Genomic DNA, 13,305 nt, shown 5'->3' with positions numbered 1-13,305 from the left:
CATAAACGCCAGGACCTGAATAGCCTCATAAAGTAAAAAAAATGCCTGCCTCATCGGAGGCAGGCTTAAATCAAACTTGATAGAATTTTTGATTAATGAATAGCCTAATTAACTGTTTTAGGACCTGCCCCGGCTTTAACAATTGCGGGCACATTTGCAGCAGCATCAAGAACGGACTTATAAGAATAAGTTGGAACCCAGGTTTTTAATGCTGTAGTAATATTATTGGCACCACAATTTGAATAGATATTAGTTGACGTACCACTAAAATAACCTACAGGTTCCCCATCAAGGTTAGTTGTAAGCGGTTTTTTACAACCCGAAAAATATTCATTATCTGTTCGTGCAAGACCAGCATACCTGACGCCTATAGAATAGCCCGAATTGTTTAAATGGTAATTGTTGAACATGTGAATTGATCCAAAAAGCAATGTTGGTTCTCTTTCGCTTACGTTATACCAAAAGTTGTGATGAAATGTAACATGTAATTTGCCGGTGTTAGCCGCTGCCGCACCACTTGCTGTTGAACCGATAAGTACCGATAAGTTAGTGTCATGGAACCTGCTCCAGGAAACGGTTACAAAATCAGCTCCCTCCGCAAGACCAATGTCTTTACCCCAATAATCCCAGCCATGACTTTTGTCTGTTGAAAAATCACAATGATCTACCCATACGTGGTGTGATTTGAATTTGATATAAACCCCGCACTCTGTTACATAGTTTTTGAAAGTTATATTTTGAATGATAACGTTGCTTATGCCAAACAGATACAGGTTTATGCCTTGCAAAACAGCTCCTGTTTTACCTATAAGCGTGGTGTTGGATCCTACATAAACAGGATCATATCCGGTTCCTTTAATAATTCCACTGATGTAAATAATTTTAGGGGACGAACCGGCCGCTGCCGCCTTAAAAGCGGATAATGATGTTACCGTAACGGTTTTGCCGCCCTTACCTCCGGTAGTAGTAGCACCACCAGCGGTAGCGAATCCTGTTAATACTGTTTTTAAGACTGAACCTGTAGGCGCTGTTGAAGCGGCCGGCGCACTTGTGGAACTTCCTGCAGTTCCGGTAAGGGTATAGGTGTATTTCCTGCCGTTATTAAGCGGATTACTGTTATCCGAAGCAGAAAAATACAATTCTTTTCCCCAATGGCTGAAGCTTCCTCTACCGATCTCGCGGATGTCATCGTGGGCTGTGTGCGCGGGCCCTAACGCTACACCGTTTTCATAAATCTTAAGTGTTGAAACGGTTGGCTGGTCATTTGAATCGCCAGATGTAGAAATTGGTCCTGCTTCGTAACCATGGCCTTCATCATGTCTCATTGTGGAAACACTAATTGGATAAACGGTTGGCGCAACATTTGTTGTACTTGTTACAGAAAGACTCTCCGGTGAAATAGCATTAACCGGGGGACTGGGTGCGTCTGCATTTTTGGAGCAGCTACCAATCAAAAGAATGGCAGTTAGCGCCAAACCGACTGATTTTCTTCTTTTTAAGGATTTTTTTTGCATAGAGTGTTTTTAAAAGGTTGGTCATGCAACGCTGCCTTACCTTAAAAATTACCGTTGATTTTTTTTAAAAGTTTATAGACTATAATTAAAATTGGTTCAAAAAATAAGCTATGAGCGATTTATATGTGTAAAAATGATGTAAAATACAACACAGAAAGTTGTAAAGCAATGCGCATTTAATGACATTTAAATGACATTTCATGGAGCTACCTGCAAATCATGATTACTTAAAATCTCATAGAATAATTAGGTAAATACTTAATTATCTAAGCTTTACGACAGCATTTAAGGGGTATTTTTATTTAAAAATATAAGTATTGTTAGTTTGCGTAAAAACCATATATGCTTAACGTGGTTTAACGCATTGTTTTATAGTGTTTTATAGTGAATTTTATGTTGTTCTGACCCCGCCGTGATGATCCAGGGTTATCATAGCAAAAAATAAAAGATACAAAATGAAAACGCCTGCTCATCGTTTTTGGCCATTCACACCGAAGATCAGTATTATCTCTGCTGTAATACTTTTAATCTCGTTATTGCTCATTACCGGAACTTTGCACTCAACTACTGGCTGGCCGGCTGATACTTCAAGTAATACGATCTTAATAGGTGTTTTTTTGCTGAGCTTGTTACCAGTTATACTTGCTATTCTCGATATAATTATTGAACGCGGAGGCACCATAGGTTATGGCGATCTTAAGATTGATTTTTCAAAAATACAGCAATCGGCATATTCAGGGTTTACCGTACCTGCAAATATTGGCGTACGCGGAGAACATGTGGCCGATAGCGGAACCTCCAATATCCTGGATACATTGCGTGAGGCTACCTCTTCGGGTGTTGTTGTAATAGATTTGGAAGATGGGCATGCCTGGTGGGAGACCCGACTGTTGGTTTTAATAGCCGGTGCTGACCGGCTTGGAAAACCTGATAAAATAGTGTTCTTAGCAACCATAGAAGGCAGGGAACAAACATTTGTAGGATGGGCGCAGCCTAAGGAGCTGTTACAGCAATTATTAAAAGAAAATCCGCAATATTTGAAGAGTTTTTATGCGTCGCGTGCCGCAGCCAGGCAGTGGGAATTATTACCCCCGTTGGAACCTGTACAACCCTATAATAATTACAATATTCTGCCCGCGCAACCCTGGATGCAAGGTGCGCTTGCCACAAATCATACCTGGATGGCATTCTCAACTATTTCAGGACTACCAAATGAATTACTAACGGAGCAACTTTTACAACATGAACTTGGTGAAAATATTGAAAATAAGGGAGGTGCGAAACATATCAGTATGGTGCATCTGGATGAAGTTTTTAAGCCAATATTAATAAAGCAGCAGATTGACAAGAGTTGGACGGATGAAAAGCAAACCAGTACGCTGTTTTCAAGCGAAGCTGCCTTTATTGTAATAACTGAAAATGGTAGATATTCATCACTGCTTTCAACACAATCACTATATAATGAAGTGTTGAGGGGTATGCTGAATACTAAGAAATCCTGAAATGATATTTAAAAAGCCAGACAGCTGATAAAGTGCCAGAGACTTTATCTTTGGCACTTTATTCCTGAGAGTTAGCTAATATTAGACTTAATTTTTTACGCCGGTCGAAAGATTAAGGTAGGTCGCAGAATAGATCTTCCGGAACATCAGGTAAGTGATGGTTACCATGGTAAACGCAACAATGGCGTCGATGGTACCTGATGGTCCAACCACATTCAATTTGGAGGCGAAGGCAAAGATGATATCGAAGAATACTCCGGCAAACACCCATTCTTTTAACCTAAGCAGTTTGTCTGGAATTAAAAGCACAATAATTCCTGATAGTTTAGCGATACCCAGCACGTAAATAAAGTAGGAGGGGTAGCCCAATTGCAGGGTGATGTCCCAAACAATGGGGTTTTTAGTCAATTCAAAAAATCCGCTTGCACCAAACCATAAGGAGGTTAACAGGGCGCCTGTCCAATAAATTCTTTTTGCATTTTTAAGTGTCATGATATTTGATGTTTAAGTATTTTGTTAAACCAAATTTGATCATTACCGGTTAAAACGCCGAGTAGTTTATCAGTGAAATAGGCAAAATTCATCGTGGAATAGACATTTAGGCACCCGATACCGATATTGATGACCATCAAGGGGGATTCTGCCTGGATTGTTGAAAGCAAGAAGGAATTTCACCGGAATTAACGCCGATGACAGTAAACTTTACAATGGGTATTTGTATGCGTAAAGTACCGGGAGCCACCCGGTACTTTGATTTATTTATTTTAAGTTAAGTGAGGGCTTTCCAATGTCACTTAGTTTTTTTGCTGTGAAAGAAAAGTGATGAGGGAGGCAAACTCATCATATGATAATGCATTAGCCAGGCCAGTAGGCATCATGGATGTTTTCAATTCTTTGCGACTGATTACGTCAGCGGTTTTTATCGTAAAAACGTCACCGGTAATATTTCGCATGACTATTTTTTGGGCCGACTCCTCGGTAATGAACCCCATATAACTTTTGTTTCCTTTTGCCGATATCATGACGGTGGCAAAACCCTGAGAAATAGATGCGTTAGGTTTAAGAACCGACTCGGCAATTTGTTGCCGTTTCATGATGGAGCCAATTTGCCCCATAAACGGACCTTTCTGTTTTTCACCCCTGTTAAGGCTATGACAGGCTATGCAGCCCTGGCGTGCAAAAAGAACTTTTCCCTTTAATGGGTCCCCTTTTATTTTTGCGATCATCAGCATCACATCCTCGATGGAAGATTTCCCGATCTGGCCTTTCTTGTTCCTGATCTTTGCCAGGTCGATCTTAACTTCTTTCGAGGCAACGTTTTTTTCTTCGCCCCCAAACGCGGTGATACCCATTTGGTGCCGGGTATTTAAATCAGCAAAAAGTTGTTTCCCGCCAGGCGCCGATTTTGCCCATTGGGTTTTTAAAAACTGCTCAATCTGTAACGAACCTGCCCATGTAACGCCTTTGTAAATTGGTCCGTGCGAATCCGGCCTCGTGCCCCACCACCAGGAAGCATCATAATCACCTTCTTTTTTGTAAAGCCGGGATAACGTTACCAGTATTTGCTTTTTGGTTTTTTCATCTTTAATTTTTGAATAGGAGCCGATTAAACCATCAACAGCTTTGGTATCATACATGTATCTTAAAGCCCATAGTGCCAGGGTGGAGTTTTGGGTTCCGATGGCGTTAACGCAGTCATTAATAGCATTCATACTTACAAGGGCCTTTACAGCCAGATGTGCCGGTATAATTGCGGAGTTAGGTTTAGCATGAGGGCCTTCCTCATTTTTTCCCGGCGCCACAAAAGTAGCGGGAACATGTGTTGCTAATAACGGCTGCGCTGCAGCTATGTTACCGAGGCGGCCCAGGCCTATAATTGCCGAGGCATGAACGCGTTCGGAGGAATCCTTTAAGCCGGCTAAAAACGGTTCAATGGGTACGTTTTGAATACCGGCCTTTCTGTCTGCCAGTGCTCTTAAGGCAAATTCTCTTAAATCCTTATTTTTCGAAAGCTGTACTAAGGCGGGTATTCCATTTTCACGGGTTGCCTGGCCATAGGTGTAAATACCTGCTACCCGGGCATATAACGGCAGGCTTGCATCATTTGCAATTCCAAGCGACAGCCTGCCGGTCTCTTCAACAGGCCTGGTAAGGAGTTCCTGAGAGGCACTTAGCCTGGCTACAGCGCTTGCTGATTTAAGTAAGTCTGCCAAATCACTTGATGAAGCGGCATGAAGATCGGGGAAAGCCTTATAGGTCCAGTTTTTAGGCACGGCCCGCACCACATAGCCTTTAGCGGGATCGCCGGAGTAACCAGCGCCATCCCATGCAGAAAGGTAAAGTATTCCGGATCCATCTACGTCAAGATCTGTAATTTGAGGTAATTGAATAAATTCTTCTTCTTTTTGCTGAAAGCTGGCGCCATCCGGTTTTACACGGTTAATATAAAGTTCGCTTCTTCCCCAGTCGGCTGTCATTGGTACATGGTTGTATTTTTCCGGCCAGGTGGGTTCGTCCATAAACAAAGAGCCTGTGCCCGATCCACCTCCTAAATCTACCAAGGCTGGTAAAATCTCATCCGTAAAATGCTGGAACAATACGGGATACCCATATTCGCCCGATTGTATATGGTGAGAAAAACGTATGTTCCATCCACCGCCATCATTGGTATTGTCCCTCGTAAAAATATTCATGTACGGGTCAATGGCAACATCATAAATGTTTCTGGTTCCATGTGTGTAAATCTCCGTCTCAGTTCCATCTGGCCTTACTCTAACGATACCACCACCCAGCATGGTTAGTTTTTTGCCGCTGCGGTCTATAGCATCATGAAATCCAAAGTCACCTACAGCAATATATATCCAGCCGTCGATGCCCATGCGTATTCCATTGGTAGCATGGTCTGTACCTCTTTCAACCAGCATGTGCGCATTGCTGATATGCTCAATCAGCGGTTTTGGGGGCCCGTCGGCAATGCCGTCCTGGTCCTTATCTTGAAAAACTTCCAGGTTCATCCCAGTCGCCTTACCCGTTTCTTTAGAAAACACGGTGTGCATTACAAAAACCTGATCGCCCATAACGAGGATACCCCGGGGATCGTCAACTTCGGCAAACTCTGTATGCTTGTCTATCTTACCGTCATGATCACTGTCCACAAGCCGGAGAATTTTTCCTTTTCCGGGAGTTTTGCCCAGCGAGCCTATCATATCTATACCAACAAATACCTCACCTGTTGGTGCTGTCGCAATGCAGGCAGGACTTGGCGTAAGCTCAGGGCCTGCAAACGTGGTAACCGTTAATCCTTCGGGCCAATGCAAAGAATCTTGGTGTACAGTACTTAAAGTTTCCCTTTGATTTAACAAAGAAGAAGTACTTTGAGGTTGACTTTCCTGGGAAAAAGTACCTGAAAAGTATCTAAATAAGCCTAAAGAGACTATGGCAAAAAACAGAGTGAAGGAAAATTTTAGCATAAGTGGTCTGAAATTATGAATAATTATTACAATGGCAAACAGATAAAATTATGTGTTTCATTTAATGATAGTTACATTTATTTTAATCATTAATGAATTATTGTTTGGCAATGCATTTTTGAGTCATTAATTGCTATTCAGAACATACTGCTAAAGATTGTTTAATACGGCATCTTTTAAAAGGTTGGATGATTATTTCAGGCTTGTCAAAAAATATCTTTAATTTTAGGGCTATCAAATAAAAATACAATTCCTACTATTCTCAAACTTTTAAATCGAGTTAATAAATCTAAAAAAGGTTTTATAATTATTTTATATGAAAAGATATGTTTTAGTGCTTTTTTTATTTCTCTCTTTTTCGGGCTATTCGCAAAATTCCATTAATAATTACAAATATGTGGTGGTGCCCGAAAGATTCAGTTTCCTTAAGCAAAATGATCAGTATTCACTAAATAGCCTAACCAAAGGCCTTTTGCAGGATAAAGGTTTTACAGTTTATTTTGATAATGCTGAATTGCCCAGCGAAGTGGCTAACAATAAATGCCACGCATTGAATGCCGAATTATTAGAAAAAAGCGGAATGTTTACCACCAGCCTTACACTTTTGTTAAAGGACTGCCAGGGTAATATTGTTTTTAAAAGTAAAGAGGGTAAAAGCCGGGAGAAAGATTATAAAGTTTCTTATAATATGGCTTTAAGGGATGCTTTTACATCCTTAAATGAAGTTACGTATGCCTATAACGGATCAACCAATGAGCCGGCCCAGCCAGTGGTTACAACAATAGCTGCAACAGCACCTGAAAAGCAAATAGCTACAACAGAAGCTTCCGCAGTACCTGTAAAATCAACGGTAGCAGCTCCAGCTACGGCTTTAGCAGCACCTCTAAAAACAACAGAAGCAGTAACCAATCAGCCGGCAGGAACATTATATGCGCAGGCAATAGCCAATGGATATCAATTAATTGACACCACGCCGAAAATAGTTTTAACCCTCCTGAAAACCTCGGCAGAGAATTATTTTATAGCCAGTAACGCTACTGCTAACGGAATAGTTCTGAAAAAGAACGAAAATTGGTTTTTCGAATACTATAAGGATGGTAAGCTTATTTCTGAAAAGCTACTGGTTAAATTTTAGTTTTTTTTAATCAAGGGAAATTAGCAGAATATAAAAAAACTAACCCAGACTTATCAGCTGTAAAAGGTATGAGTACCGTTTGCCGGGCCTAAAAGAAAAAAGGCACTAAGCCAGAATGGTATCAGCATACCGGCTGTAGATGAAAATGATTATCGGGAGCACTTCAGCGACAAATCTGAGAATCATCATATGGTATGATTTTTCTCGGAATAACCTGATTTGATAAAAAAAGCCTTTCATTTTGATAGGCTTTTTTTATGACCTTTTCAGTCCCTCCCAAATAAAACCTTCATTTAAAGGGTCTAAACATATAAATACAGCTATGCCTGGATAATGGGCACTCTTTTGGCAACAGGGTATATACAGTTATTAAACAATCCGTGCTTTAACTGGAAATAACTAAAAAGAAATGGAAGATGAACGAATCATTGTAAGGTCAGCCATTCCGGCTGACGTGGTCTTTGCTGACCAGATTATTCAGGAAATGGAAAGTTCCGCGATAGCAAGAGGCTCGGGAATATCAAAAAGATCAGCAGCCTCTGTAATAGAAAAAATTGACACCGGCAAAGCGATAGTTGCCGTAACCGAAAAAGGTGAATGGGCCGGTTTCTCCTATATAGAGACCTGGGACAATGAAAAGTTTGTCTCAAACAGCGGTCTTATCGTATCCCCTAAACACCGTAACCAGGGTGTTGCCTCCCAAATCAAAACACAAATATTTGAATTATCCCGAACGAAGTATCCATCAGCAAAGATATTTAGTATTACCTCGGGCCTGGCCATCATGAAACTGAACACCAAGTTGGGCTTTGAGCCGGTAACCTATGCAGAAGTTGCACAGGAATCCACCTTTTGGGATGCTTGCAAAAGCTGCGTTAACTATGATGTATTGCAAAGTAAAAAGAGGTGCAATTGCCTTTGTACCGCAATGTTGTTTAATCCACAGTTAAATTAATTATTTATTGTTATGATAAAAGATCTGAATGAAGGATCAGGCATTTCCCGGGTATGGGACGGCCTGCCAATGAATTCTCTGCTTTTTAGCGAGTCGGTAACTTTACTGCAACAATTAATAAAAACGCCCTCTTTTAGCGGAGAGGAAGCGGCGGCGGCGGATATTGTTCAGCGATACCTCACCAGCTATTCCATCAAAGTTAAAAGAAAAGGAAATAATATCTGGTGTTATAACAAGTATTATGACAGTGCCAAACCCAGCATTTTACTCAATTCTCATTTGGATACCGTTAAGCCTAATGACGGTTATACCAATGATCCCTTTTGTCCTGAAATAGCTGCGGGAAAGCTTTATGGTTTGGGTAGTAACGACGCCGGGGGATGCCTGGTGTCATTGATCGCCACTTTTTTGCATTTTTACTGTTACAAGGGCCTGGGATTTAACCTCTGCCTGACTGCTACCGCCGAGGAGGAAAATTCCGGGCAAAATGGTATTAAGTCCATCATTCCTCTGTTGGGCAAGCTGGAGCTGGCCATTGTTGGCGAGCCTACTTTATTACAGATGGCCATTGCAGAAAAGGGGAATCTGGTGATTGATTGCATTAGTAACGGGCGTTCCGGGCACGCAGCCAGGGAAGAAGGGGATAATGCCATACACAAATGTCTCAAAGATCTGGAATGGTTCAGGAACTACCAGTTTGCGCAACCGGTAAAAGGACCGTCGCCGGTGAAAATGACCATTACTACCATCAATTCGGGCTTACAACATAACATTGTGCCGGCTAAGTGTGAGTTTACGGTAGATATCCGTAATGACGATACTTTTTCGCAGCAAGAGATCCTGGATACGATCAAAAAGAATGTGTCCTGCCAGATCACGGTTCGTCCGGGTTCACTGGGGGCATCTTCAGTTCCGTTTGATCACCCCATAGTGAAAACAGGCATCGCGGTGGGATGTAAAACCTATAGTTCACCCACGTCTTCAGACCAGGGCTGGCTAAACATACCTTCCGTCAAGATCGGGCCTGGTGATTCGGCCAGGTCACATTCTTCAGATGAATTTATTTACCTGGAGGAAATAAAAAAAGGGATCAGCTTATATGTCAGGCTGCTGGAAACATTGCCGCTGATGCTGATCAACAACCCAAATAAGTACAAAGATGAAATCAAATATATTAATAATTGATGACGAGATTAAGCTCAGTGAATTACTGGCAAGGATACTGGTATTAGAAGGCTACAGTGTATTACAGACTCCCAATGCTAAAGCCGGACTACGTATAGTTGAGCGTGAGGACATCCGTGTGGTGTTAAGTGATGTTAAACTACCCGATGCTAACGGGGTGGAACTTGTTAGTAAGATCAAGCAGATCAAACCATATATCGAGGTGATCAACCTGACTGCTTTCGGATCGATCAGCGACGGGGTTTTAGCAATCAAGAACGGTGCTTTTGATTATTTGACAAAAGGCGATGATAATGATAAGATTATTCCTTTGGTAAGTAAAGCCATTGATAAAGCCAACCTGCAGTTTCAGGTGAGCGAACTGCAAAAACAGATAGAGGTGCAACATGGCTTTCCCATTGTTTTGGGGCAATCGCCCGCTATTTTAGAGGCTGTAGAACTGGCGAAGAAAGTAGCCGAAACAGATGCTACCGTTTTACTACTGGGGGAAACCGGTACCGGCAAGGAAGTATTTGCAGAAGCTATTCATTATGAAAGCCTAAGGAAAGACAAACCCTTTGTAGCGGTTAACTGCAGTGCATTTAGTAAAGAATTACTGGAAAGCGAATTGTTTGGCTATAAAGCCGGGGCTTTCACCGGGGCTGTTAAAGATAAAAAAGGATTGTTTGAAGAAGCCAGCGGAGGAACTATTTTTCTGGATGAGCTGGGTGAAATGAGCCATGACCTACAGGCCAAATTGTTGCGGGTACTGGAAAATGGCACTTTTATAAAAATAGGGGAAACCAAGACCACCAAAGTTAATGTACGGTTAATTGCCGCTACCAATCGTGATTTGCAAAGGGAATCGGAAGAGGGCCGTTTCCGTCTCGACCTTTTTTATCGCTTATCCGGCTTCTCTATTGTATTACCGCCCCTGCGGGAAAGAATAGGAGATATAGAAGTATTGGCCAGGCACTTTATCGAAGTTTATTCAGCTAAGATTAAAAAGAAATTACCCGATGTTGATGAACTCTTTTTTAAACTGCTGAACCAGCATAAGTGGAACGGCAATATCAGGGAACTGAAGAATGTTATGGAAAGGGTAATCATCCTCATGGACGAACCTGTACTGACCCCCAAACTATTGCCTTTTGAATTCCATAACGGCGGTTCTTATGACCTGGTAGCGCTTGACCTGGACAGCGTGGAAAAACACCATATCAGGCGGATATTAAAATATGCCAGGGGTAATAAAACCGAGGCCGCCCGGATATTGGGTATTGGTCTCGCCACGCTTTACCGTAAAATAGATGAATATCACCTCGTGTTGAACTAATCAACATGAGAATGCCACTGTTTCAAATTGAGAGGCTTTTTGAAAAAGTCATTTAAAGAAAGCAGTGGCTTTGTTTTTAAACTATTGATAATCAATTCCTCCATGCTTAAGCTATCCAGTCTGGTATAGCAATTGGCTAACATGCCACAAATAAGTAATAACCCGGTAAGGGCAAAGCGGACAAAACTTATACAAGCTTTGCCCTTACTACTAAAAGTATACATCATCATAAATTTAATATATATAATCATGAAAAATTCAATAAAAGTGCTCATCGCGGTGATTGTAATCGGTATACAAAGTATACGACTGCATGCACAAAATTCAAAAAACACTACAGGCATTTATCTTACCGAACAGGATTATAAGGCAGGCAGGCTAAGTTATGTTTTAAATGAAAACGATAAACTTCAGCTGAATGAGTTTTTAGGCGGAAAGCATATCAGTCTGGTTTATCAGGGTAAAAAAATGAAACTGTCCAAAAGCGAAATTTTTGGATACCGCCGGAACAACCAGGACTTCAGGTACCTTCATAATGAGGCATACCGGGTACTGGATACCTCCGGCTTCCTGCTTTACAGCCATCAGCAATTAGTTCAGCAGGGTAAAGGATATATACCTGTTGAACAATATTTCTATAGTACCAGTTCCGCTGCGCCGGTTTTAAGTTTAACCATTGAAAATATAGATAAAAGCTTCTCCGCGCAAAGTGAGTTCCGTTACAGTGTCCAAAGCTATTTCCATAAGGATGCTGATCTGATCACCTTTGACAAGGTGGATAATCAATACGAAATCAAACACCTGTACTTTGAGCATAAACAAGCCACAGGTACTCAACATGCAGCTCTTTAATAACTATTTGGTACCCCTATCATATAATGCTGAACCCTGGAAGTCGTGAGTTAAAAAGCGGCTTCCGGTTTCCACCCTCTAAACTAAACACTGAGAAAAATACCCCTGTTTATTCCTTTAGCAGCTACGGCAATGATAGCGCTCACATAGTAATATAATATATTTGTAAAGGGCCATATTTATGTAGCTCATAATCCATTAATTGCCATTAGTATAGCGGGTTCATTTAATCAATAATATGTCTGAAGAGGATAAAGATTCGACCGTCAAAACCTTTATTGAGCTTGTAAAAAAATCAAGGCGCGGAAAGTTCAAGATCTATATCGGTATGAGTGCCGGGGTAGGCAAAAGCTATCGGATGCTGCAGGAAGCGCACGCGCTTTTACGCAATGGGATTGATATACAGATTGGTTATATTGAAACACATAACCGGGCTGAAACAGAGGCATTGGTAGCAGGGCTACCGGTTATATCACGCCGGAGTATATTTTATAAAGGCAAGCAGCTGGAGGAAATGGATCTCCAGGGAATCCTGAACCGGCACCCCGAGGTAGTGATTGTTGATGAACTTGCCCATAGTAATGTTGAAGGCAGTATGAACTCCAAACGCTGGCAGGATGTTGTTGATATACTGGATGCGGGCATCAGCGTGATTTCGGCGGTCAATATCCAGCACCTGGAAAGTATGAACCAGGAGATAGAAGAAATTACAGGTATTCCTATCACTGAGCGTATTCCTGATAAAGTACTGGAGCTAACCGATGAAATTGTAAATATTGACCTTACTGCCGACGAACTGATTGACCGGTTGAAAGAAGGTAAAATATATGATCAGTCAAAGGTAAAAACAGCCCTGTTGAATTTCTTTCAACCAGACAAGATCCTACAGCTGCGGGAACTGGCGCTCAAAGAGGTGGCGCATCATGTTGAACGGAAGATCGATACAGAAATACCCAAGCAGATCAAACTACGGCCCGAACGGTTTTTAGCCTGTATATCTTCCAATTCGGATACGGCAAAGGTGGTGATCCGCAAAACGGCCCGTCTTGCTTCTTATTACCGTTCTTCCTGGATCGTTTTATACGTCCAGAGCAGCGGGGAAAGTGGCAACCGCATAAAACTGGATAAACAACGTCACCTGATCAATAATTTCAAGCTGGCAACAGAGTTGGGAGGGGAGGTGATCAAGATAAAAAGCGACCATATCACCCAGACTATTATGAAAATCGCAGACGAACGTGAGGTGACCACCATCTGCATCGGGAAACCGCATTTAAATTTGTTCCAGGTAATTTTAAAAACAGCCGTATTTAATCAGTTACTTAATCACATATCTAAGACGGCAATAGATTTAGTAATTTTATCATAACCAATTTT

10 protein-coding genes are annotated in these 13,305 nt (G+C 41.5%); 7 read left to right on the top strand and 3 right to left on the bottom strand.

The window, feature by feature from the left end:
* Positions 1-104: 104 nt before the first annotated feature.
* Positions 105-1,514: a pectate lyase family protein gene (locus M2273_RS05215; protein ID WP_429393864.1), complete on the bottom strand. Its 1,410-nt coding sequence runs from the start codon at positions 1,512-1,514 to the stop codon at positions 105-107.
* A 455-nt stretch (positions 1,515-1,969) separates the two neighbouring features.
* Here M2273_RS05215 and M2273_RS05210 point away from each other — a divergent pair, with 455 nt between their 5' ends.
* Entirely contained in the window at positions 1,970-3,016 is a 1,047-nt protein-coding gene (locus tag M2273_RS05210) for a hypothetical protein (protein WP_429393861.1), read from the top strand.
* An 87-nt stretch (positions 3,017-3,103) separates the two neighbouring features.
* On the opposite strand, the gene M2273_RS05205 is transcribed toward M2273_RS05210, so the two are convergent.
* On the bottom strand, positions 3,104-3,508 hold the full coding sequence (locus M2273_RS05205) for a DoxX family protein (RefSeq protein ID WP_429393859.1): 405 nt from the start codon (positions 3,506-3,508) through the stop codon (positions 3,104-3,106).
* Positions 3,509-3,810: 302 nt separating this feature from the next.
* Positions 3,811-6,378 (bottom strand): DUF7133 domain-containing protein, encoded by a 2,568-nt coding sequence (locus tag M2273_RS05200; protein ID WP_429393857.1) that lies wholly within the window; start codon positions 6,376-6,378, stop codon positions 3,811-3,813.
* A gap of 424 nt (positions 6,379-6,802) precedes the next feature.
* Here M2273_RS05200 and M2273_RS05195 point away from each other — a divergent pair, with 424 nt between their 5' ends.
* The 6 genes from M2273_RS05195 to M2273_RS05170 all read left to right on the top strand — a co-directional run bounded on the left by M2273_RS05195 (position 6,803) and on the right by M2273_RS05170 (position 13,297).
* Complete coding sequence (locus tag M2273_RS05195) at positions 6,803-7,621, top strand: hypothetical protein (protein WP_429393854.1); 819 nt, start codon at positions 6,803-6,805, stop codon at positions 7,619-7,621.
* A gap of 409 nt (positions 7,622-8,030) precedes the next feature.
* Positions 8,031-8,576 carry a GNAT family N-acetyltransferase gene (locus M2273_RS05190; protein ID WP_429393852.1) on the top strand — a complete coding sequence of 182 codons (546 nt, stop codon included), beginning with the start codon at positions 8,031-8,033 and terminating at the stop codon, positions 8,574-8,576.
* Positions 8,577-8,588: 12 nt separating this feature from the next.
* Positions 8,589-9,761 (top strand): M20/M25/M40 family metallo-hydrolase, encoded by a 1,173-nt coding sequence (locus M2273_RS05185; RefSeq protein ID WP_429393850.1) that lies wholly within the window; start codon positions 8,589-8,591, stop codon positions 9,759-9,761.
* The gene (locus tag M2273_RS05180) at positions 9,736-11,076 is read left to right on the top strand and encodes a sigma-54-dependent transcriptional regulator (protein WP_429393847.1); all 1,341 of its coding nucleotides are present in this window, start codon (positions 9,736-9,738) and stop codon (positions 11,074-11,076) included. Before M2273_RS05185 ends, M2273_RS05180 begins: the two co-directional genes overlap by 26 nt.
* 249 nt (positions 11,077-11,325) lie before the next feature.
* Positions 11,326-11,928: a hypothetical protein gene (locus M2273_RS05175; protein WP_429393845.1), complete on the top strand. Its 603-nt coding sequence runs from the start codon at positions 11,326-11,328 to the stop codon at positions 11,926-11,928.
* A gap of 238 nt (positions 11,929-12,166) precedes the next feature.
* Complete coding sequence (locus M2273_RS05170; RefSeq protein ID WP_429393843.1) at positions 12,167-13,297, top strand: sensor protein KdpD; 1,131 nt, start codon at positions 12,167-12,169, stop codon at positions 13,295-13,297.
* Positions 13,298-13,305: the final 8 nt, after the last annotated feature.

This window comes from Mucilaginibacter lappiensis (assembly GCF_050433765.1).
In the GTDB taxonomy this organism is placed as follows: domain Bacteria; phylum Bacteroidota; class Bacteroidia; order Sphingobacteriales; family Sphingobacteriaceae; genus Mucilaginibacter; species Mucilaginibacter lappiensis_A.
Note: the sequence above shows the minus strand (reverse complement) of the source record. Positions and strands in the feature narration are given on the sequence as shown.

Bases quoted from the DNA above. Each gene is read 5' to 3' on its own strand.
- M2273_RS05215 (WP_429393864.1), bottom strand. From the start codon at position 1,514: ATGCAAAAAAAATCCTTAAAAAGAAGAAAATCAGTCGGTTTGGCGCTA.
- M2273_RS05210 (WP_429393861.1), top strand. From the start codon at position 1,970: ATGAAAACGCCTGCTCATCGTTTTTGGCCATTCACACCGAAGATCAGT.
- M2273_RS05205 (WP_429393859.1), bottom strand. From the start codon at position 3,508: ATGACACTTAAAAATGCAAAAAGAATTTATTGGACAGGCGCCCTGTTA.
- M2273_RS05195 (WP_429393854.1), top strand. From the start codon at position 6,803: ATGAAAAGATATGTTTTAGTGCTTTTTTTATTTCTCTCTTTTTCGGGC.
- M2273_RS05190 (WP_429393852.1), top strand. From the start codon at position 8,031: ATGGAAGATGAACGAATCATTGTAAGGTCAGCCATTCCGGCTGACGTG.
- M2273_RS05185 (WP_429393850.1), top strand. From the start codon at position 8,589: ATGATAAAAGATCTGAATGAAGGATCAGGCATTTCCCGGGTATGGGAC.
- M2273_RS05180 (WP_429393847.1), top strand. From the start codon at position 9,736: ATGAAATCAAATATATTAATAATTGATGACGAGATTAAGCTCAGTGAA.
- M2273_RS05175 (WP_429393845.1), top strand. From the start codon at position 11,326: ATGAAAAATTCAATAAAAGTGCTCATCGCGGTGATTGTAATCGGTATA.
- M2273_RS05170 (WP_429393843.1), top strand. From the start codon at position 12,167: ATGTCTGAAGAGGATAAAGATTCGACCGTCAAAACCTTTATTGAGCTT.